The sequence below is a fragment of the Cytobacillus sp. FSL R7-0680 genome, from assembly GCF_038009245.1.
GTDB lineage: Bacteria > Bacillota > Bacilli > Bacillales > Cytobacillaceae > Cytobacillus > Cytobacillus kochii.
The window spans coordinates 4,176,931-4,200,477 of sequence record NZ_JBBPAO010000001.1 but is presented as its reverse complement, the minus strand read 5'-3'; the positions used below and the strand labels follow the sequence as shown (position 1 = coordinate 4,200,477).

Genomic DNA, 23,547 nt, shown 5'->3' with positions numbered 1-23,547 from the left:
CCCATCTCGATCAACTAAATTAAATTCCTAAATCTCTAGTTACATACATTTTCTTTATCTCAACTCTTCATCCAATGGCACTATGACCTCATCCAATGCTTTCCGCCATGCCCGCTTCATCTCCGGTCCATATTTTAACGGTTTTGCTTCCGGATGGATTGCTTTGTACTTATCAAATTGCTTGCTGTTAAGGATGCCGGCAATATTAGGAATCGGTTCGGTGCCGATGATGTATTGCATGGCTGATAGATGGAGTTCATTTTCGTCTACGAACCATGTTTGGGCAAATTCTTGAATACGTTCGTTCTTTGTTTGTGTAAAGAATTGACGTTTGACAGCTAGGATATCTTCGTTGGCATCAATTTCTTTCTGGTCTATGGCATTCAAGATGGCATTGTACACTGCTTTTACTGCTTCCGGTTTCTTTAATTTTTGTAACGCTTTTTCGATTTCTTGACGGATATCTTGGTTGTTGGCTGAGTAGTTGCCGAGTAATTGATCGATAAAAGCGGAATCAATATCATAGAGTTTGATTGTATTTTCTCCGTAAAATTCAATCTCTGAGAAATCAGGACTTGTTTCCTCATCATCCTCGTCTTTTTCATTGACGAGTGACCCTTTTATCGTATTGTATACACCGACTGTTTCCTCAATTAGCATAACCTGATCTCTGAGTGCCTGTGATTTCTCCATATCATCATTATAATTATCGTACGTGACAAGGGCTTCATAAGCATTGCTTAGCTCTTGAAAGGTTTTGACAAATTCAATACGTGTCTCTATTGACGATTGCTCATCAATATCCGTCGGGATGATTTCAAAAGACTTTAATTTCTTATGTGCTTTTTTAAATCGTCTTAATGAGTCATCATACGTTGGATAGACAAGATCTGTTTCTTCTTGTTTGTCAGAGTATAACTTCGTCGCATCCGCTACATTCTTCTCCATCGTCCACGGTTTTCTAAAAGTCATAATAAGCCCTTTTGTTTTCCCTGGATACGTACGGTTCGTTCGTGAAAAAGCTTGTATGAGATTGGCATAGCTTAAGTTTCGGTCTACAAAAAGTGTTAGAATGGTAGGCGCATCAAAGCCCGTTAAAAGGCGATCGACAACGATGACTAAGTCCAAGTGTTTTCCAAATTGTTTAAACTCCGCTTTTTTTCGTGCTAACCGATTATTAATATCGCCATTATATCTCTCTATATCTTGAATCGACCATGACGTATCATAATACGCATTGTACTCTTTGATGATTTGCTTCATTTCCTCTTGATTCTCATTGGCATTTTCTTCATTTTCCTGTAATGAGTAAGTAATGGCAATGCGAGGGAAATCAGCATCTTCTATCGTACGCCCTTTACGGATTGGGTGATCAGCAAACTCATCCGTTAACCAATTTGGGTTTTGTGTCATTTGCTTAATCGCATGATAATAGCGCTTTGCCATATCAATAGAACTGGTCGTTAAAATGGCAGACTTTTGTGGTCGGCCGTTTTGAAAATCAAACTTGGTATACGCATTATCTGGTCGAAAAATCTTATGGATGACTTTCTGGATATGGTCATCATTTTCATAGTTCGCTGGCGATAAGTAGGTCTCTTTTTCAATACCATCCATTTGATCAATGAGATCATTGACCTCATTATCAGTATAATCCGCGTATTTCTCATTTTGGCGCAGCTCATTGTAAATATGGTTGCTTAAAGAAACCGGAACTACGGTATCTTCATGTTCGACTTGAAATCCTAGGACAGCATGATCATCTAACGCATTTTTAATCGTATATGTATGTAAGACATCTCCATACTGGTCCCTTGTTGTCCGCGCTAATCTGCCTTTCGCCTGTTTCTTATTTTCATCAAATATCGGTGTGCCTGTAAACCCAAACCAAGTCGAATTAGGGAAAGACTTCTTAATTGATTCCATCCCTTCTGCACTTAATGCACGGTGACATTCATCGACAACAAAGACAATATGTTGTCCAACTAACTTATGAAATCGATTTTTCCCCTCTTTTTCTTCTTGTTTCTTGGCATACTCTATCGCTTTCTCTAATTTCTGACGGGTTGTAATAATGACCGTATTTGAATTTGCATCCGCTACTAATGTTTGACTGAGCTCTTTTGAACTACCTGTTCCGACGATTAAACTATTTGATTTTGCCTTGCCTGATGAAATCCCGGTATTAAATTCAGAAGCAAACTTCGTGAACTCTGATGTCGTTTGGTTATCTAAATCTTTCCGGTCAATCAACATAATCGTCCGGTCTACTCCCGGTTTTCGGGCCAATAGCTTTGTTGAGACAAAGCTTGTTAACGTTTTCCCTGAACCTGTCGCATGCCATACATAACCAGATTGGTGCTTCATCGCTGAAGTAAATAATGCTTCAATCGCATGTATTTGATAGGGATGTAAGACCATCAACGCTTTGAAACCATTCTCCTCACTAACGATTGTATAATGAGCAATGAGACGATGGGCATCGGGAATGTTCAATACTTGTTTGACAAATTCATAGAGGTTATCTACTTTGCGATTGTCTTTTGTCCGCCAGCTAAAGACGAATTTCTTATGCATATCTTTTGGCATCGCATTGGCAAAATAACGCGTCGTCTGCTCATTAGAAATGACAAATAACTGAAGAGTCGAAAAAATATTGTTACGAAAAACGCCTTCTTCGGCGTATTTTTTCACTTGATTATATGCTTGAAACACACCATCTTTGGCGGTGACTTGTTTTAATTCGATTTGAACAATCGGTAAGCCATTAATCAACAAAGTCACATCAAAACGGCGATCACGACCATCTTCTTGGACTCTTTTCTTCGCAATTTGATGAACCACTTCGTATCTCGAAATTCCTCCACCAATATCTTGGTTAGAAAAAAGAACTAACGACAGCGACCCTAAAGAAATATCATCGCGCTCAATCGTTATACGCGCAATGCCATTCTCCCCTTTTAACCATCGTGCCGCATCAAAAGGAGTCCGCGTTCTCAGTAAAATTTCCGTCTTTACTTTATCAAACTCCTTATCAGAAATCGGGTGTTCCCCAATTTCTGATAAGTTATTCTGTGTAATGATATTACGTAAATTCTGCCATAAATCAGCTTCAGACTTTAAATCCGAACGATAATTCCACTGATTATGACCCTCTCCAAGCACCTCTATCAGCCGGCGCTCGACCTCTGCTTCATCTCGATGTGCCACTTTCACTATCATCTCACCACTTTCTTATATGAACATCTTTTGTAGGAATGCTTTTTTGGTTTGTTTTAGGGCGTCTAACTCTTTTTGTTGTAGAGCTATGGTTTCGTCTAGTTGTTTGAAAAAGTTGCCGATTTGGGTTTGTTCATCATTATCAGTAGGTACTTTAATTTCAATTTCTGATAAGTCATTTGAGTTGATTGCAGGATAACTTGTACCTGTACTTCTATCCAGAACAGTCTTAACAAATAACTCTTCTTGCACACGGCTAAGCAAGAAATAACTGTCAATAATAGGTCTCATTTGAGCGTAACCAGTTGAGAAAACATAATTATTATAAGGCAAATCATATAAATAGTTGTTCTTTTGATAAGGGCGGACTGTTTGATAAAAGACATCTCCACGTTGTGCTAACCTTTGTGCTCTAGATGGTGCAGATTCTTTAGATTCAGTACGATGAGCAATTAAATTAGTACCTACAACAGATTCTAAATCAACATATTCAAACTCGTCTGGCAAAATTGATTTAGGATTAAATTCTGCAATCTCACTTAACTTCCGCTCTTCCCACTCCCCACTAAACCCAGGAAAACGAATTTCCGGTACAGTCTCCCCTTCTTTTGGAAACATCTTTTGCAAAAATCCTTGTTTCGTTTGTTTTAAGGTGTCTAGTTCTTGCTGTTGAAGAGTAATAGTGTCGTCTAACTTTTTTAAAAAACTACCGATCACTTTCTGCTCATTAATACTGGGTAAACCAATAACAAAATCACTCAGAGCTTCTTTAGTTATTGTACTAATTGTAGCTCCCCAAGCCCTCTCTTTTTCTCGCTGAAATAGCTTCTGGATAACTTGGGCAAAATAATAATTATCAATTTCTACCTTATAACTCTCAAAAATTAAAATTGTCCTGTCAAAGAACGCAGGATATTGAGTTATTGCTACTCTTCCTATACTTTTTTCTATACTTCCTTGCAATGCTACAACAACTTTTCCTTTATCGACAAATCTACTTTTAGGCTCTGCAATTTTACTTATATGCAACTTTGTATCCTTATTTAATTTTAAATCAAACCCTATATCGGCAACTTGGACAAAAGGTCGACCATTAACTTCATCATACCAATCTGGATTCGTATATGGTTGTGGAAAAGATCCTCTTATAAAATTGGCTATTTCTTTCAACTTACCTTCTTCCCAATTTCCACTAAATTCTTGAAATCGAATTTCTGGTGTATAGTTACTTCCCACGATTAAACACCTCTAACGCACCTTTCATCCACTCTGCATCTTTCTCATCGAATTGCATCGAAGAAACCATATCATACAGATTAGATTCCAGCTTTTCTTTTTCTTTACGAATTTCTTGAATAGATGTTCCAATTGCAGCCATATCAACAGGTTCCTCTTCTTCAAATGTATCGACATATCTTGGAATGTTCAAATTGAAGTCATTCTCTTTGATCTCGTCAAAGCTTGCCATATGCGCATACTTTTCAACGTTTTCTCTCTTCTTATATGTCTCTACAACTTTATCAATGTTTTCTTGAGATAGTTTATTTTGGTTCTTCCCTTTAATGAACTCATTGCTTGCATCAATAAATAATACATCACGAGTCCTACGGTTTTTCTTTAAAATAATCACGGTTGTTGGGATGCTTGTCCCAAAGAATAAGTTCGCTGGCATGCCGATCACCGCATCGATACTTCCATCTTCAAGCAACTTTTTACGAATTACACCCTCTGCTGCCCCGCGGAAAAGGACACCATGAGGTAAGACAATTGCCATCGTTCCTGAATCTTTTAAATGATATAAGCCGTGCAAAAGAAAAGCAAAGTCTGCTTTTGATTTTGGTGCTAATTTTCCGTAACGATTAAAGCGAGAATCATCTAAGAACGTTTCATCTGCAGACCATTTGGCTGAGTATGGTGGATTCATCGTCACGGAATCAAATGTATAAGGTTCATCCGTTGGCCAGTCTTTATTTAATGTGTCTCCATTACGCAACCGCATATCTTCATCATTTACACCATGCAAAATTAAGTTCATCTTTGCTAAGTTGAACGTTGTTGTATTCAGTTCCTGTCCATGATATTTCATGCTTTCTGGATCGTTAATAAAGTTACGGATATTCAACATTAACGAGCCTGAACCCATTGTAGGGTCATACACACTAAATAATTTCTTGTCTTCTTGACCAATGGCAGCAATCCGTGCCATCATCACCGATACTTCATGTGGTGTGTAGAACTCGCCAGCTTTTTTTCCCGCTTCTGAAGCGAATTGACTAATTAAATATTCATACGCATCACCAATGACATCGCCACTATGCCCGACAACATCGATATCATTTAGCTTTTTCAACACTTCCGTAATGGTAATATTTCTTTGTTGGTCATCGGATCCAAGCTTTTTGGATTTCAAATCGACATCGTCAAACAAGCCGTTGAACTGAGCATATTTAGTAGATAAGTCAATAAACGCTTTATTTAAATCATTTAATTGAAAAATATTCTGTTTCGCTTGCGCCGTTAATTCATTAAACAAATACTGTGGTTCAATGTCATACCCTAATGTATCGACTAATGTTTCGACTAAGTCAGCTCTAATGTCTTCATCGGCTAGTAATCCTTTGTATAATTCGGATTGCTTTTCTTGAGTATCAAATGCCTCTAGAGATTCATCTGCGACTTCGACAACTTTTTCTAATAGGCGATCGGATAGATACTTATAGAAAATCAATCCTAATAAATAGTTTTTATACTCTGAAGCGTCCATTTTGCTTCGTAAATTATCTGCCGCACTAAATAATTTTTGATGTAAAACAGCCATGTTTGTTCCTCGCTTTTATAATTAATTTTTCTGTTCTGCTTGTTTTGAGAGCGGTTAACATTCTCCAAAAATACTATTTCAAATTATAACTTTACCTAATTGGCTCTAATTCCTATTGAATTCGCCAATATTTCTTCTTTTAATATAAGTCTTACGAATTACAACTAAAATTATATCAATCTACATTATACTATTTAATAGGCCTTTTCGCACAAGCTCGATAAAGTTATAATTTCCATCTTTATAGCATTCGATCCGTTCATCAGCACCTGCCTTTTAAAAGACTCCTTTCCCTCAAAATAAGGATAATTCAAAAACCACTATGTATTTAATAATCTTTCTTAAACAACCTAAGTGCTTGTCTATCCTAGACGCAAGCTGATATCAAACTCCTCTTTAACCGAATAGGATCAAACATCGGAAACAAAAGGGCTCACTTCAATTAAAAGAATTGACACCACAAGTCCTTCATTCATTATATGCACAAACGAAGGAGTTCTTCATATTCAATATAACTTTGTGAATCCATTACAGGACACATAAAAAGGCATCGCCCTTATTCGAGGGCTGACTGCCTTATTCCAATTATAAGCTTCAATTCTTACCACACCCAGAGTTTATGTGGCAACTTCTGGGGGTGTTGGTGTGTTTTATTAAGAATGATTTAATTTAGAATTGCATATATCCTCAAGAAACTTTCTTACTTCAGGATATTTTTTTTCTTCAGCAAGTAGCAGTTGAGAAATTGCACGATTTCCCTTAATGTTAAAAAATCCTGACAACCCACTTTTCACTTGTTCTGACGCATTACTTGAGCTAACAAAATTAATTACTTGACCTGTCTCTGGGTTTTTATAGTTCTTCTCATTTTCAACCATATGCAATATCCCTCTATCTTTATGGGCAGGCCTTTCTATTTTCTTTGCTATCTCCTCAATATTTACTAGTTTCAGATTTTTCCTTTTTAATAGTTCATTTACTAGAAAACCAAAAACCCTTGGATATAACAAATCCTCAATTTGCAAATCTGAATTAACCTTATCAAGATTCCCATCATTTGGACGATCACCTAAAAAGTTCGGTATAAATTGAACATCAATGTTAATATACCTGTATTTCCTCTTTTGTTTATTACTAAATATTTTTTTGTAAACCTCTCTACCTTTATTATCATTATCCAATAGAATCAATATCGATGGAATTTGGACTTTTTCTAAGTTTTGATAAAAGGAATTATAAAACTCTAAATATTTTTCGATATTGTCTGCACCATTAGCAGAAATCATCCTAGGCGTTTCCAATTTAAGAAACGCAGATAACTCTTCTAAATATTTTTTGTCAGTTTCTCCCTCTACAATAATATTGTACTGATCTAACAATTCGTAATCTTCTTCTGTAATCCCTAAGTACTCTTTAATTTTTTTTGCTCCATCCTCGTTCTCTAAATTTACAACCCTAGTTTCTAATACATTAAAATGTTGTTTCTTTCTATCAAAATATCTAGAAGTAATATTTAAATCTAGTAAGAAAACATTTTTCATAGTATAAGTATCAATAAATATTTGTGAATGTGATGTAACAAAGGTTTGAGCAGTTTTCGTAAGTGATTGCAAATCGCTATATAGCTTCTTTTGAAGTCCTTGATGTAAATAAACATCTGGTTCATCAATCAATAATATTACTGACTTATTGTTCATTTTTTCAATAATTCTAAAATGCAACAATATATATGCTAACCTTTGTAAACCTGCTCCTTTAGTATCAATGCGCCTATTTGATTTATCATTGATGTAAAACTGAACATCATCTGTTATGAGGTCCCTAAATTTTTTCACATCTGAAGTAAGGTCAAAACCTACTCCCCAATTTTCCTTATATTGTTCAAAAACGGGATTAATTTCATCTGCAAGTTTATTCAAAATCTCTAATAAACCATTAATATAATTATCAAATGAATCTTTTAATTCTTTTTTCAATCCCCTAAATTGACTTTTTTCATACTCTATATCATATATTTCATCAATCAAACCATTAATTAGTTTTGGTAAAGAGATATTTACTGACTCAACAAAAAAGAAACTAATTTTTTTGAAAAACGAGTTTAGATCTTTCTCTGACATTTTTTGCTTTTTATCTCTTATACCTGCTACTTTTAATTTTTCACCAATAGTGTGACGAAGACCATCATTATCAAACTCTCTTATAACTTTGATTCTGTCTTTTCCATCAACTAAAAACTCAATTGTTATTTCTGGAAACACAGCTCCACCTCTGGAACCGTAATACTTATGATTCGGTGAGTCTGTATCAGCAATATACTTTTCAGGATTAAAAAATAGATCTATTGCTCTTAAAGTATTTGTTTTACCTGTATTATTTTCCCCACAAATAGTTATATAATTGTTGTCTTCTTCGACATTTATTGCCAGTTCCATTATTGAACGGTATCTTTTAATATAGACACTTTTAATTTTTATCATTATTACTCCTCATTTTCTGTCAATCTTTAATATTTTTACATTATTTTTATTTTACCATAATTATGAAATGTATTTTCAAAGTAAAACTATCACCCTAATTTAATCTAGCAGATAATTTTGTAGGTTATTATAAGCAAATCTATATTGACTTTTTTGAAAGTTGTACTTAATTAAATCAAAATCTTATACTAGATCAGAGTTTCTTCACTTACTTTCACAGAATTACATATGAGCATGATGAAAGTGTCCTTATTCAATAAAGCTTTGTGAATCCATTTCAAGAAATGTAAAAAGGCAGCCCCCCATATTCAAGGGCTGACTGCCTTATTTCAAAATTAATTGCGCCACACACTCCACATGTGTTTTGATAGAATGATGATACTTAAACGCGTATATTCAATTTTGCGCAATGATGTACCCCCTAATTTCAGGGGGACTCAAACATTTTACTCATCATCTTCAACAGCCACAAATATTCGTTGTTTCTTATTTTCGGTGGGAATATATAGAATTTCTTTTTCTTTATATGGCAGTTCAACGATTTCATCAATAATATGATCAATTCCATCGCTCTCCTTGCTCTGTTTCATACCTGTCTTTAAGGTGCTATTGTTTTTGTTTTCTGACTCAACTTTTTTGTTGACTTTACCAACATCAAATTTAGCTTTGCCAGCAACAGCCATCCTGAATAAAACTTCAGGTAATATGCCCCAACCAGTGGAACTATAATTATCAGTTAATTCATCTAATGATTCTTTAAATTTTATCTTTTTCTCAACCAATTCATTACTGGTCCTCTGCTGTATAATTGAATAGACCCTCTCAATTTCTAAATCAATATGATGATAAAAACTTTGAGCATAATTTTGTTTTAGTTGCCTGGTTAGTCCATTAATCATTTCTATTTGACCGCCAATCTTCATTCTGGTTCCAATCTCAATTAGTTCTGCAAACAGAGATAATTTACTAGCCTCAAAAGCAATTGTCATTGTGAAATTTATTTCTAAAAGCAAATCCTTTTCGGCTTTTGAACCAATTTCATTGTGCAGTTCTCTTTTTTGTCTTTTCAAACGATACGCATATTCTTCATGAATTTCATCTGCAGTTTTTTTATAGTTCCTAATCGCAGATAAATCTACCGTATCAACAAATTCTCTATTCGCAATTTCAGACAAACTCTTTCTGGTTGCAATCAAACGCCCAATGTTTATATCATGATGAAAATTTATTAGTTTCTCCAATTTCGCATCCATATCTGTCATTTGAGCATTAATTTTATGTAAATAAATTGTCCCCGAAACAGCTGACATCACTTGCATTCCTGCTGAAAGAAGAATTGCTGGATTCACAGAAACACTTAAACCAACGTCAGCGAATCCGGCATGCTCGACTAAAGTATTCGATGCGTCTCGCACCATTGTTGTTGTAGTCCCATTTGCAAATTTAGACAAATTGGCGGGATTTGCAGTTGCAGTAAACAAGCCATTAGGTGCTTGTTTTACAATTTGAGCTAAAGTCATTCCTTGATTAGCAACTTGCAAAGCCGTCTGTGAAACGTTCCCCATCATTAATGACAAGTCAGATACAAAGACCTCCCTGTATTTTTTCTTTGCTTCCAATTTATCATCAGTTACTTTTTCCAAAGAAAGCTCATCGCCTATAGGGTTAGAGACAACAATTTCATTGATTTCATTTGGGTTAATTAACATTTTATCTTCAGACATTTAAACTATCTCCTCGGTCTTTTCAATAGATTTTTTATACACTGACACCAAAGAACATTTTATGAAAAATGCTAATAAGTGAAACTTCCCTACTTGGGGCAAGTTTTCCGACTAAGGTTGAATGTAGGGCTAGATGTCATCTGACAAATATTTGTGTGAATTCTAGATCTGTGATTGGTTGGATGCAATGTTCACGATATTTTTCTTTTTCTGTAAGTGGTCGAGGATGAGGCACATAATATATAGGGTTGTTAATAAATTTTTTATCCTTTGATTTCAATACTTCGTAAGTATATAATTTTCCGGATGCATTTCTAAAAACATTTATTATTTCAGAATGACTATCTAGTTGTTTAATGATACCTTTTTGTCCTTTCATTCCCCAGCCTAGAAAAGTGGTTTGTCCATACGAAACCGCTTCACTTATGAACGTCCAATTAATAGAATCATAAGCAAATTGGTCACTAGTTACATTTCTGCTAGTGCCATCAATAACACTTGAAACATTGACAACGTGTAGTCCGTCATAACCAAGTTGTACATTTGCAACATCCATTAATTGATCAACTGTATCATCGGATTGATTATAGGCTGCATTACTTGGGTTCATCATAATAGCGGTTAGGATATTTCCTCCATTCCCCCAGCGTTTTTCTAAAAAGTATCGACGTGTACCATTCCAATTAAAAATTGCTTTCCCCAGAATCCCCTCATATGTACCTGTTTTAAGAGATAGGTGATTGTTTCTAGCTAGTTGTTCAAACCACAAATTCATCCCCCCTTTTTAATAACCACATACCTTTAATGTTTGACAAATAACTGCCCCATCTCCCGGTTACAAAACAACTGATAATTTATGAAAAAACCTGTCCAGTAATTTTCCTAATTAGTTTACAAAAAGCATCCCATACATTCGGGAACTTATTATCTCCGTGCTTGTTTATATTTCGTCCATCTCTAATAACCTTAACACTCCAATGGGTGCCATCAAGAACACCCGGTTCTATATATTTGGCATTCCAATCCAAAAGGTTAATCAACTTTAATTCTTCTATAAACTTTTTAGCCGTGGCTGGTCGTATTGCTTTTTGGATCGTTTCTTCTTCTCCTCCAACCCAAAAGTTCCAAGAAACTTGATGAGTAGTTAAATTAACTTCAACATTGTAATAGCCTTCGAAGTAGCCCCCAACCGAAGCCTTTATTCCATTTATTTTGGCATACTCAGCATCAACAGCCTGTTCTCTATTCCACTCGTTCTCACAATCTTTACAGAAGTATTCTGGCCCACCAACTATAATGCAGCATCCACCAAGTTTTATTTCCCCAGCATCCGCTTTTTGAAGAGCTTCTTGGGTTGGCATACCATATAAAAATTTTATTGTATTTTTGGACCCGCATCCTGGACACTGCTTATAGTTGATGGCCATTGATCTACCTACCTTCTCCTTTATATCAGTTCAAGCTTTTCTAACATTTTTTTCGTTGAGTCTGATATCATAGTTCCTTCATAAGTAACTTCAAGTTGATTAGGAAAATGCGTTCTGTAAATTTCCAACTTCTCTTTCCAGCGTTTATCGTACGATTCAACACCAATCATCCCAAGATGCTCCCAGTATATCTCTCTTCCATCTTTCATTTTTATTGTAAAGTCGGGTTCAACCCAATTATTCGGTGAATAGTACAGTTTTTTCTCATATTCATAGTCAACATTATGTTCGTATAAAAGGTTGGCAATAATAACTTCAGACTTTGAGCGAACTTTATCCCCTTTGGATGTGGCATAAATTCTGTTTAACTTATGCTTCGGAACCCCAAGGTACTTACCGATTTCTTGATGTAGTTGTCGTGAGTCATTACCTTCATCAAGTAGATAAACAAAATAATCCAGTAAATTATGTTTATACTGTTTTCTTTCATTTATATATTGTTGCAGCTCCTCTTTCTTATCATCAGGTATCTGTTCATAATCTGTATTAATAATTAGGCATTTATCAAGGTTTTTAACTAACTTCACTTTATCATTTGCAACAGAAGAAAAAATTAAATCCACTATTTGTTTAGGGCTTTTTCCTGTGTTACTAACACTTTTAATAAAACTCTTTGTTTTCGTTGAATCGAACACTTCCTTCAATTCATCATTTTGAATATCAGATAGTATCTTTAAATTAGATACACCCTTACATTCAATCGACATTAGACCATTGTCTAGAAAATAGGCTAAGCACTTTTGTACTTCATCATCATCATAATACTGAAGAGTTTTTAGTTTTTTCTGGTTACCTGTTATTTTTGTAAAAACAGTATCTAATACTTCCATACTAGGAAAGGACTTATTAATAAAATGCGTTTTCTTTACTTGAATATTTTTATTGGTGTAAAGAATATAAGCATTGGCAGCGCCTTTATCCCTTGCGGCCCTTCCCACTTCTTGATAATACTGTTCAACAGATTCAGGCATCATAAAATGAATAACAACACGAATATCTGGAATGTCAATTCCCATACCAAAAGCATTGGTTGCAAAAACGACGTTAATTTCATCATCCTTATATGCTCTGATAATCTTTTGTCTTTCTGGTGCTGACATATCACCATGGAACGCGACGGCTTTATATCCCTTTTCAGTAGCCATCTCTGTTAAATCTTCGACGCCCCTCTGATGATATTTTCTATAAAGATATACTAGGACCTTTTCATCCCTGTGGATATCAAGAAGATCCCAGAACTTTTCTTCCTTCTCATTTTCATTCGTAAATTTTAATACCTTTAATTTTATTTCTGTCCTCATCAACTGTTCATCTTTAATGATATTTTCTTTGCTAATTTTAAACTCATCACAGACATCGATCACTTCTTTGGAATTTAAGGTTGCGGTTAATGCTAATATCTTTGGCCCCCATGAATCCGCTCCATAAATTTCATTTAAAAAGACCGGAATCCTTTTGTAAAACGGGCGAAAACTTACGCCCCACTGGCTTACACAATGCACTTCATCAATTGCGATTAGCTTAATATCCTCTTTTCTTGTTTTAATGCAGTATTCGAAAAAGCCATCCGTGGATATTCTCTCGGGACTAACAAAAATAAAGTTCGGATTTAATTCCCTTATACTAAACTTTGTCAGTAGATCTACTTGTTTTTTAGCATTAATTCCTCCATGTATAGTGAGGACTTCATATCCCTGTTCACGAATTTTCTCCGATTGTTCATCAATTAAAGCGATTAAAGGTGAAATTACGATTGTAATTCCCTCCATGGCTAACCCTGAAAGCCAATAAATGAGAGATTTGCCTCCGCCGGTAGGCATAATACAAAGTGTACTTTTGCCATCAACTACATTCGAAATTACACTTTTTTGAAAATCTTTTAATTGAAATTCCTCATTCAGGGCGGGAAAATAACTTTTAAATAACTGATCAATTTTAATGGTATCCATAGCCATCCTCCTTAAACGTTTGCTTTAAGAAGTTAATTTTCTCGTTATGCATTTGGGCTACAAATGATAGAAATGAATTTACAAAAACATAACGATAATCTGGATTCAAATAGACGTCTAGTTTTTCAGCTTCTTCCTTCATCAATTTATAAACTTGAAAAGCATAGAAAGTAAACAACTCATACGGGTAGAAAAAGTTTTGCTGCGTTATATTCTTTTCCGTATCAATCATTAAAAATTCAGAATCCTCATGACAGTCAAACGGTTTCTTATCTGTTAGATACCACAAAGCCCAGATAGCCTCCCTGCTCCTATTAGGAAATACAGCGGGATTAGTTTTATATACTAAATGGCTCTTAATCCCTCCACCGATAACACCAAAAGCCGTATATTCTGTAGTATCTAGTGGGGAGAAACCCAACTCATCCAATGATTGGATGTCCTCGTAAGTTTCTTCATCATAATTATTTTCTATGTATTCGGTTGCAAAGTTTGATAGATTGGTGACAACAGACAATAACTTATTCGGATCCGACCTCCTAAATTCCGCCCTATATTTATCGAGTTCCTTCGCTCTTTTGTTTTGAAGAGTTACTCTAATGATTGGACAAGTATTTTTCAACACAGTATTTTTAAAGTTTGGAGGATCCTCCTCATGTTCTTCAAGTGCCTCATCATCCATAATTTCTAAATAACTGTCTTGATCTTTTTCAAAACTATGAATTGCTTCCTTAATAATACTTTTAAACACTTTACCTGTATCTGTATCTTTTTTTATTTTCGGTTTTTGTGAACTTCCAAGCGCCGCCGCAATCTCCATAAGTTTCTCAGCGGGTATTTTGCTGCCAGCTTCCGTTTCTAAATATAAATCAAAATAATGATTAAATTGCTTTCTTATTTCTTCAGTAACCTGTTTCATATGTTCTGGCTCATAGCAGACTTCCTCAATATCGTTTGGATAATACATTACTTCCCCTCCTCAATTCTCAAATTCTCCACTTACTCTCCCAAACTACTAATTATATTGATTATCTAACATTCAACCATGTTTTTTAATCGAATCCCCACAGACACGATATAGCATAGCCAATATATGTGGTAAGTTTCTTCCCATGCTTAATCTAATTCTATTGTAACAGGACTTTTAGTATTTCTGGGAAGGGAAATGTGCCTGTTATGATAAAATATACTATATTCCATTTTATTAGGAGGAAGCTTAATCATAACCTTCATCTTCATATTATCCCATAATCGATATAGCGGTCGATATAATCCAAAATTCCAATTAACTTCTAGGTGAACCCACCAACATTATACCTAAACACCTGGGATTACACGAAGAAAAGAAGTTAACAAAAAATGTGCTATTATGGAAATAGGCTCTGTTGAATTCTACCTAATTTAATGAACGATTATTTCAGATCATTACATTAAGCTATTCAATTCATAGTAGACACTATATGGATATTTTCGTAGATAAAAAAATACACTGGAGGGTGAATAAATTGGAACATCGTGAGTTAAAACTATATGCTACGATGACTGAAACATTAAAGTACGATTCGGATAACTACAAAGATGCAGATGAAATTTTTACGATATTAAGGTATTCAGAAATTGAATTATTGAGCTCCAATGTTTTTGCTAATAAAAGTTATCACTTTTGGGAAGACGTTAACATTCGAGTGAAAATCCCACTATTAAAAAAGGCGCGTTCTCTGCAAAAGAGTTTTGAAACACTGGTTATTGATTGTTATTCAGAGGATAATAAATACGAGTTAGATAATATTCGATTTCGCCCTAAACAAATTTCAAGCCCTGATGACTTAGAAATTCAGTCTCACGCGGCAACTTTTTCAAATATTCGTGAGGAAGTAATTCAAAGCATACGGATGGCCAAACATTCGATATGGATAAGTGTTGCGTGGTTTACTGATGATGTATTGTATCAGGAGTTATTTAAGCAACAATCGAATGGAGTTCATATCCGTATTCTTATTTCCGATGAAGATTCAAACAAGGGTATGATTCCTAAATTGAAGCAGCAATTTGAAACAAATATTGTAGATCGATGGGGATACAATAATTATAATCGTCTCCATTCAAAATACTGTATTATAGATTATTCTATTGTTTTACATGGATCGTTTAATTGGACACCAACCGCTAATCAAAACGAAGAACATTTGACTGTCTCGGTAGATAGACAATTGGCCGAACAATATACAGAAAATTTCAAAGAGATTTATCGTATATCTAATAATAGATAGAATTTAATTCTTTATACTATTTTCAGATTACCAATTTGCCTTGGAAGCTAGTCCAAGCCTTTTTATCATTCGCCAATTCGACACTCAACTTCTGTTCCATCCAGCAAGGTTACAATTACTATTTCTTCTTTATACACCGTCATCTTTTCAACAAATTTAAAGAATAAATCCATATCGAAGTTTGTTATCGGCTCGGCTTTTGAAATGATGGCAATAAACTGCTTTGCCTTATATTTCTCAAGATGGTTCTCGCTATTTTCCTTCTCACGCCACTTTCGCATGAAGTAGTCTTTATTTTCTAAGATGGCATTAAAAACGTTAATGAAGATTTGGTAAAGAGCTTTATCTTCGATGTGAGTGTTGCTGCAACCCTTCTTCCCTTTCTCGGGATACTTTTTATTGCATCTCCAGACCCTTCTTCTAAACCTTTCGTCATTTGAGTTCCAAACCTTTCTGCCAAAAGCACTGCTGCAATCTCCGCATATCACTTTCCCTGCAAAGGGGTTATCGGCGCTTCCGTAGTCCACCCTATAAAAACCATGTTTCTCAGCAAAGGCTTTTTTCCTTTCCATTTCAAGCTGAACTGCTTCCCACATGTCTCTCTCGATAATCGGTGGGTGGTTATTTTCAACATAGTAGCGAGGGATCTGACCGGTGTTCTCTACTCTCTTCTTTGTTAAATAATCTACGGTGTAGGTCTTTTGTAAAAGTGCGTCGCCTTTATATTTCTCGTTGCTTAGCATCTTCCTAATACTGCCTTCGTACCATTTCGCTTTACCGTTCCAGTTAGGAACACCTTCTTCCTCTAGCTCCCTGGCGATTCGGTTTGGTCCTTTCCCGTCAAGATAGTCTTTAAATATCCTTCTGACAACCTTTGCTTGTGGTTTATTAATAATCAGGTTATCATCGTCATCTTTATCGTAGCCCATAAATTTTGTATGGTTAAGGGTAACCTTTCCTTGTTCAAACCGTCGCCTGATTCCCCAGGTTGAGTTTTCCGAAATGGATCTACTCTCGTCTTGGGCCAGACTAGAAAGGATGCTGAGTAACACTTCCCCCTTCGCATCGAGCGTATTAATATTTTCCTTTTCAAAAATGACGCCAATGCCTAAATCCTTTAGCTTCCTTACAAAATTCAAGCAGTCCAACGTGTTTCTTGCAAAGCGTGAAATGGATTTAGTAATGATCATGTCGATTTTCCCAGACTTGCAATCCTTAATCATTTTGTTGAACTGCTCCCGCTTTTTCGTGTTCGTTCCAGATATCCCTTCATCGGCGTAAATACCAGCTAGCTCGTAATCAGTATGGTTAGAAATGTAGGTTGTGTAATATTCAACTTGCGCTTCATAGCTTGATAACTGTTCTAATTGGTCGGTCGATACCCGGCAATAGGCCGCCATTTTCTTTTTCCGGGGTTCGAACTGTTCGTGGTTGCTCATCAAATTTGTGCTTGCTGGTATAACGGTAAGTTTTCTTGCCATTCTTTATTACCTCCTGTACAATAATTTCTTCTTTTATATCTAGCCTTCCGGCAACTTCATCATCGATCCTGGTTCCCGAGCAGGCACTTTTTCCGTTTTTTATATAAGTGCTGCATTGCCACACTATTTTTCTGAAGGGGAGTTTGCTATTCCAAGTTCTGCGTCTTAATGTCGCTCCGCATTTGCCGCAATAAAGCATCCCCGTCATTAGGTAGCGATTTTGGTACTTACTCGTATCGCCGACATTTCCTTTGGATTCAGCCCTTACTCGCAGCTCTTTTTGAACCGCATCCCAATGCTTTTCTGAAATAATCGAGGGGTGATTATTTTCAATATAATAGCTGTCTAGCTCCCCGCTGTTTGGGACGGTACTTTTCTTCAAGTGGTCTGGGGTATAATATTTTTGTAGAAGGACATCCCCTTTATATTTTTCGTTTTTCAACATGTTCAATATGGTGCTTTCCTGCCATCTACCACCTGCAACTGTAGGAATGCCGCTTGCGTTTAAATCTTTGGCAATGGTGAAAACCCCTTTGCCCCGCAAATATTCTGCAAAGATTCGCCTTACAATTTCTGCTTCAGCTTCATTTATGATTAGGTTGCCATGTTCATCCTTGTCGTAGCCGAGGAACCTCTGGGTGTTTATCATAAGCTCCCCTCGTTCAAACTTTTTTCTTATCGCCCACTTGATATTCTCGCTGATGTTTTTGCTTTCTTCCTGGGCAAAAGAAGAGAGGACAGTAAGCATTAGCTCACCGTCCCCTGATAATGTGTTAATATTCTCTTTTTCAAATTATGGTTGACCGAATCGCGCTTACCAACCAAACAGCTCATTCGTCCGAGGGAACATAAAACACACTTCAATATTTAACTAAAACACACAAAACCATTGCCACCAAGCTATTTCAACTCTATCAACGCCACGCACTCGACGTGCATCGTCTGCGGAAACATATCCACCGGCTGCACCTCCACAGTCCGATACCCACCATCCTCAAGCACCCTTAAATCACGCGCTAATGTCCCAGGATTACATGAGACATAAACAACCTTCTTCGGCTTCATGTCGATGATGGTTTGCAACAGTGCTTCGTCGCAGCCTTTTCTTGGCGGGTCGACGACGAGGACGTCTGCTTTGTGTCCTTTTTCGTACCAGGCTGGGATGACTTCTTCTGCTTTTCCGACGGCGAAGTTTGCGTTGGTTATGTTGTTGAGTTCGGCGTTGCGTTTGGCGTCTTCAATGGCTTCGGGAACGATTTCGACGCCGAAGACGGATTTGGCTTTTTGGGCAAGGAAGAGTGAGATGGTACCGATGCCACAGTAGGCGTCGATGACTTCTTCTTTTCCTGTGAGTGCTGCGTATTCTAGAGCTTTGTCGTAAAGGACTTTTGTTTGTTCTGGGTTAACTTGATAGAAGGATCTTGCTGAGATGGCAAAGCGCACATCACCAATATAGTCATAGATGACTTCTTGTCCCCAGAGTACACGGGTTTCGTCACCCATGATGACATTTGTTTTCTTAGGGTTAACGTTTTGAACGATAGATTTGACGCCTGCAATATTCTCTGTGATGTCCGCGATGATTTTCTTTCTATTCGGTAGATCCTTCGCTTTTGTGACAAGGACAATCATGACATCCCCCGTAACTAAACCGTAGCGGGCCATGATATGCCGAAGATCGCCTTTATGGCGCTGCTCATCGTATGCACGAACGCCATTTTTATTGCAGATGTCTTTCACTTTTTGAATAACCTCATCATTTTTTTCTTGCTGAATAAGGCAAGATTTCATATCAATGATTTGGTGGGAGCGTTGTTGATAGAATCCACCGATTAACCCGCCTTCATGTTCACCTATTGGTACTTGGGATTTATTGCGGTAACGCCACGGATCGCTCATGCCAAGGGTGGGATGAACAGTCACGTTTTCAAGCTTGCCTATCCTTGTGAGCACATCACGGACTTGTTTTTGCTTGGCTAGTAGCTGGCCCTCGTAGCTTAAATGCTGGAGCTGGCAGCCGCCACATTCCTTATAAATGGGGCATGGTGCAGTTACACGAAAAGGGCTTTCTTCGTATGTTTCGATTAGTTTGCCGAAGCCATAGCCTTTGCTTGTTTTAAGCACCTTAATTTGTGCTTTTTCACCTGGAAGGGCATTGGGGACAAATAGTGGATAACCGTCGACCTTTGCCACGCCCGCTCCTTCATGGGTTAAATCTTCAAAAGTAACATCTATATAATCGTTTTTCTTAACAGGTAATGTTTGCTTCATTTCATTCTTCCTCTTCTCTTAAAATCCGTGCAAATCGCTAGTCAGATTGTAACATAAAAACAAGCGCAATACGAAAGGAGGTTTCTTCCTCAATTTTAAATAAAAAAGCCATGCATTACGCATGACTAGTGATGTTTGCTTCAAACCGATCCTCCACCTCAAGAATAAACCCGCGAAAATACTTCTCAAAATAAGGGTGGCGATGAATCCCTTCCGCGTCAGTGATAAACTGGAAGGTCGCATGTGGATGAACGAGCTTCTCCTCAAGTGCTTTCGTTGCTTCTATTGTATTAGGTACCATTTCTCTAAGGATATTTGGATATTCGTCTCCTTCTTTTTCACCTACGTACCAGAAGATATGTTTCTCATCCGTAATGGCTGGTTGTTTTTGCAAGAATGATAGAAAGTCAGGGTACCATAGAGAAGCCGATAGTAAGAAATAATAGTCGAAATCCTCACGTCTTGTTAATAAAGAGTAAAGGGAGACGAGCGCCCCGAACGATGCTCCTGCGATGCCTACATGCTTCGGTTCTATTGATAGATGAAATTCTTTATGTAAAAAAGGCAACAGCTCATCTTTAACCATCGTTAAATATGTATCTGCCTCACCTTCATAGGCATAGTCATCTACTTTTGCATACCAAGGAGTGTATTCCCTATTACGATCTATCGGGTCAACACCTACAAAGGCAATATGCTTCAGCGGGTGTTGCTCGAAGTACTCAAACAAATAAGAGCCATCTTGAACAATAATCGTCAGTTGCGGTATTTCATTTTCTGGTAAAAGTATCGACAAATTATATTCTTTCCATTGCCATTTTTTCATGGTTCCCCCACCTTCCTTGTTTTTTAAAAAAAGCTACTGAAGGCATCAATCACGACAGTAGCTTTATTCATTCTTAATCTTGATAATCAGGGCGATCTTGTTTACGTATTTGATTGAGTGGTACAAATACATCCAAATGACGATACAAGTTCACAAATTCAGCTGGGGTGTCCCCGCCGTATTCACCGTCAAGGTTCAACATAACCGGATCTTTTGAATAAACTTTTATTCTGTTTGCTTTTGCATAGATGACATGTGGATCATTGACATGCTCACCACGTAAGGCAAGTGAGGCAATGCGAATAAACTCAGCTAAATTGGTTTTCTTCAAAATCAACAAGGTGAACATTCCATCATTAATGGAGGCATCTGGAGCTAATTTTTCAAAACCGCCGACAGAGTTTGTTAAAGCGACAAGGAATAACATCGCTTCTCCTTCAAAAATTTTGCCATCGAATTCAATCGTGACATCCGCCGGTTTAATACTTGGTAGCATTTCTATTCCTTTTAAATAGTAGGCAAGTTGACCAATCATCGTTTTTAGCTTGCTTGGTACTTCATATGTGAGCTCTGTAATACGACCGCCACCAGCAATATTAATAAAATACTTTTTATCCATACGGCCAATATCAACAGGGATTTTCTCGCCTTTGACAATAATATCCGCTGCTGCTTCTACATCACGTGGAATGTGCAGTGCACGAGCAAAATCATTCGTTGTCCCTGTCGGAATAATACCCAGTTGCGGTCGGAATTCCTGCTCTGCGAGTCCATTGACGACTTCATTAATCGTGCCATCTCCACCGGCAGCTACGACAAGGTCATACTTTCTCTCTACAGCAAGTCTTGCAGCCTTTGTCGCATCACCTTCACAAGTTGTCGCGTGACAAGAGGTTTCATATCCTGCGCGTTCGAATTTCTCTAATACTTCTGCAAGATGCCTTTTAAAAATTTCACGACCAGAAGTTGGATTATATATAATTCTCGCTCTTTTCATTACCCATCATCCTATAAAATAAAATAAGTGCTTATATATGTTTTTACTGTTCTTTATACTGTAATGAGCCATTCGTTCCATCATTTTACATCATACATTGTCCACAATCAGATAGCAATATTTAACCATTTCCTCTAGCCCAATCCTATTCTAATTAATCTCGACCGTTTAGACAAGTTTCATACCTATCTATTTCATTATTTAAGGAATATTCAGATTCCCACATTTCCCTTTTCTTTTATATTATAATCAACACAGAAGCGAATGTGCGAAAGAGGAGTGACACTATCGTGACCATACATAACTGGCGTAAATCATTACTATTAATTGTTATTATACTATTCACCGTTACACTAACTGCATGTGCCACTGAAACAACAACTGAAGAACAGACAACATTTTCACCAACCTTAACAGCTCACTTTATAGATGTAGATCAGGGAGAGGCGACATTATTACAAGGTGAAGATTTTACGATTTTAATAGATAGTGGGAGACATGATGGCGATGAAGTTGTACCCTATTTACAATCAGTTGGGGTAAAAGAAATTGACTTACTCGTTGGCTCTCATCCCCATGCTGATCATATTGGACAAATGCCTGAAGTAATTAACTCTTTTCCTGTCAAAGAAGTGTGGATGAGCGGAGCAGAATCAACGTCGAGAGTATATGAAGACGCATTAGATGCCATTATTGAAAGTGAAGCAGCTTACCATATACCAAGAGCAGGCGAATCATTTACAATTGGTTCAGCACAAATTGATATTCTTCATCCATCATCTGTTGATGAAGATTTGAATAATAGCTCTATTGGGATGAAGATTACTTATAAAGAACAATCGTTTCTCTTCACAGGCGATGCGGAAACATCAGCCGAAAATGAGATGCTCGCTTCAGGCAACATAGAAGCAGATATTTTTAAGATCGCACATCATGGTTCAGATACTTCTAATAGCGAGGCATTTATAGAAGCAATCCATCCTGAAATCGCTATTTACTCTGCCGGTGCAGATAACTCTTACGGTCACCCAAATCAAGAAGTATTGAACCGCCTTCAGCAAATGAATATAGACGTGTACGGCACGATCGAAAATGGGACGGTTATCATTCAATCAGATGGCCATGACTACCTCTCCATAAATGGGGTAAAAGAAAAAGAAGACAACAAAACGAACGTGGAAGTTGTCATTGAAAGCTGTCCTGCAGATCATATTATGATTAATGAAGCGAATGCTGAAACATTGCAACAAATACATGAAATTGGCCCAGATCGTGCCGAGGAAATCATCGAGAAAAGACCTTTCACTTCCTATGATGACCTGCAACGCATTGCTGGTATTGGTCCAGCCAAAGCAAAAGAAATTGAAGATCAATCTATAATTTGTTTCTAAGAGGAGTGGAGTCGAGTGAATAAAGCTGTTATAGATAGAATGGAAGAAGGCAAAGCTGTGCTCCTAGTCGGTGATGAGCAAGTGGAAAAAATAATAGTGGCTCATCTCCTACCTCCTGACGCAGTCGAAGGTACATGGCTCCTTATTACAATGAAGGAAGAAGAAATAACTGAAATCATCATCGATCACGAGGCAACAAAAGCTGCCAAAGAAAGAATCAAGCAAAAACAAGCGAAGTTATTAAATAGAGGCAGCCGCTTTAAAAAAGACTAATCAACACCGCGAAAAAAGCACATCAACATTTTAATAGATTGATGTGCTTTTTTTTTCGTATACGCCCTCTAGTCATCCTCACGGGTGATAAATAAATGGGACAATGATGAGCAAGATGGCTATCATCGTGATTGTTTTCGTCAGAGACTTTGATAGCTTCTCTCTTCCTTCCCCTTTATACCAACCCATTTATTCCGATAGAGCACAAATAATAGAAGTAAAATACCAAGAAAGCCCATCCAAGGTTGCGTAACCGTTTCTCCTCCTATTGTATAGACACCCGCTAACGCCGCACTTCCTAACCAACCTACTACTAAGAAGATAGCAATAATTCTTACAAGTTCAAAGACAATCGTCATTG

The 23,547-nt window shown here is 36.9% G+C and carries 18 protein-coding genes; 3 read left to right on the top strand and 15 right to left on the bottom strand.

What is annotated here, in order from left to right:
- Window positions 1–54 precede the first annotated feature (54 nt).
- The 9 genes from MKY26_RS21065 to MKY26_RS21025 form a co-directional block, all read right to left on the bottom strand.
- On the bottom strand, window positions 55–3,222 hold the full coding sequence (locus MKY26_RS21065) for a type I restriction endonuclease subunit R (protein WP_445293133.1): 3,168 nt from the start codon (window positions 3,220–3,222) through the stop codon (window positions 55–57).
- A 12-nt stretch (window positions 3,223–3,234) separates the two neighbouring features.
- A complete protein-coding gene (locus tag MKY26_RS21060) occupies window positions 3,235–4,455 on the bottom strand; it encodes a restriction endonuclease subunit S (RefSeq protein ID WP_341098536.1) in 1,221 nt (406 codons plus the stop codon).
- Window positions 4,445–6,037, bottom strand: a complete 1,593-nt coding sequence (locus MKY26_RS21055; RefSeq protein WP_341098535.1) for a type I restriction-modification system subunit M — start codon at window positions 6,035–6,037, stop codon at window positions 4,445–4,447. Before MKY26_RS21055 ends, MKY26_RS21060 begins: the two co-directional genes overlap by 11 nt.
- A 653-nt stretch (window positions 6,038–6,690) precedes the next feature.
- Window positions 6,691–8,517: an ATP-dependent nuclease gene (locus MKY26_RS21050; RefSeq protein WP_341098534.1), complete on the bottom strand. Its 1,827-nt coding sequence runs from the start codon at window positions 8,515–8,517 to the stop codon at window positions 6,691–6,693.
- Between the two features lie 446 nt (window positions 8,518–8,963).
- The gene (locus tag MKY26_RS21045) at window positions 8,964–10,241 is read right to left on the bottom strand and encodes a hypothetical protein (RefSeq protein ID WP_341098533.1); all 1,278 of its coding nucleotides are present in this window, start codon (window positions 10,239–10,241) and stop codon (window positions 8,964–8,966) included.
- Window positions 10,242–10,377: 136 nt separating this feature from the next.
- The gene (locus tag MKY26_RS21040) at window positions 10,378–11,010 is read right to left on the bottom strand and encodes a DUF1643 domain-containing protein (protein WP_341098532.1); all 633 of its coding nucleotides are present in this window, start codon (window positions 11,008–11,010) and stop codon (window positions 10,378–10,380) included.
- An 85-nt stretch (window positions 11,011–11,095) separates the two neighbouring features.
- Complete coding sequence (locus MKY26_RS21035) at window positions 11,096–11,668, bottom strand: hypothetical protein (protein ID WP_341098531.1); 573 nt, start codon at window positions 11,666–11,668, stop codon at window positions 11,096–11,098.
- A gap of 20 nt (window positions 11,669–11,688) precedes the next feature.
- Window positions 11,689–13,677 (bottom strand): RecQ family ATP-dependent DNA helicase, encoded by a 1,989-nt coding sequence (locus MKY26_RS21030; protein ID WP_341098530.1) that lies wholly within the window; start codon window positions 13,675–13,677, stop codon window positions 11,689–11,691.
- Complete coding sequence (locus MKY26_RS21025) at window positions 13,664–14,644, bottom strand: hypothetical protein (protein WP_341098529.1); 981 nt, start codon at window positions 14,642–14,644, stop codon at window positions 13,664–13,666. The genes MKY26_RS21030 and MKY26_RS21025 overlap by 14 nt, the downstream gene beginning before the upstream one ends.
- Before the next feature lie 538 nt (window positions 14,645–15,182).
- Here MKY26_RS21025 and MKY26_RS21020 point away from each other — a divergent pair.
- Window positions 15,183–15,947, top strand: coding sequence for a phospholipase D-like domain-containing protein (locus tag MKY26_RS21020; RefSeq protein WP_341098528.1), 765 nt, complete (start codon window positions 15,183–15,185; stop codon window positions 15,945–15,947).
- A 65-nt stretch (window positions 15,948–16,012) separates the two neighbouring features.
- Here MKY26_RS21020 and MKY26_RS21015 read toward each other — a convergent pair whose 3' ends face one another.
- The 5 genes from MKY26_RS21015 to MKY26_RS20995 all read right to left on the bottom strand — a co-directional run bounded on the left by MKY26_RS21015 (window position 16,013) and on the right by MKY26_RS20995 (window position 21,522).
- Window positions 16,013–17,347, bottom strand: coding sequence for a recombinase family protein (locus MKY26_RS21015; RefSeq protein WP_445293144.1), 1,335 nt, complete (start codon window positions 17,345–17,347; stop codon window positions 16,013–16,015).
- Entirely contained in the window at window positions 17,292–18,176 is an 885-nt protein-coding gene (locus MKY26_RS21010) for a recombinase family protein (RefSeq protein ID WP_341098527.1), read from the bottom strand. Before MKY26_RS21010 ends, MKY26_RS21015 begins: the two co-directional genes overlap by 56 nt.
- Window positions 18,177–18,328: 152 nt before the next feature.
- A complete protein-coding gene (gene rlmD / locus MKY26_RS21005; protein ID WP_341098526.1) occupies window positions 18,329–19,699 on the bottom strand; it encodes a 23S rRNA (uracil(1939)-C(5))-methyltransferase RlmD in 1,371 nt (456 codons plus the stop codon).
- A 115-nt stretch (window positions 19,700–19,814) separates the two neighbouring features.
- On the bottom strand, window positions 19,815–20,525 hold the full coding sequence (locus MKY26_RS21000) for an alpha/beta hydrolase (protein WP_307315105.1): 711 nt from the start codon (window positions 20,523–20,525) through the stop codon (window positions 19,815–19,817).
- 73 nt (window positions 20,526–20,598) lie between these two features.
- Window positions 20,599–21,522, bottom strand: a complete 924-nt coding sequence (locus MKY26_RS20995) for a diacylglycerol kinase (RefSeq protein ID WP_095370585.1) — start codon at window positions 21,520–21,522, stop codon at window positions 20,599–20,601.
- A gap of 290 nt (window positions 21,523–21,812) precedes the next feature.
- Between MKY26_RS20995 and MKY26_RS20990 the strand changes: the two genes are divergently transcribed.
- Window positions 21,813–22,913, top strand: coding sequence for an MBL fold metallo-hydrolase (locus MKY26_RS20990; protein WP_341098525.1), 1,101 nt, complete (start codon window positions 21,813–21,815; stop codon window positions 22,911–22,913).
- Between the two features lie 15 nt (window positions 22,914–22,928).
- Window positions 22,929–23,186 carry a DUF3006 domain-containing protein gene (locus tag MKY26_RS20985; RefSeq protein WP_341098524.1) on the top strand — a complete coding sequence of 86 codons (258 nt, stop codon included), beginning with the start codon at window positions 22,929–22,931 and terminating at the stop codon, window positions 23,184–23,186.
- Window positions 23,187–23,326: 140 nt separating this feature from the next.
- Here MKY26_RS20985 and MKY26_RS20980 read toward each other — a convergent pair whose 3' ends face one another.
- The gene (locus MKY26_RS20980) at window positions 23,327–23,545 is read right to left on the bottom strand and encodes a hypothetical protein (RefSeq protein WP_341098523.1); all 219 of its coding nucleotides are present in this window, start codon (window positions 23,543–23,545) and stop codon (window positions 23,327–23,329) included.
- Between the last annotated feature and the right edge of the window lie 2 nt (window positions 23,546–23,547).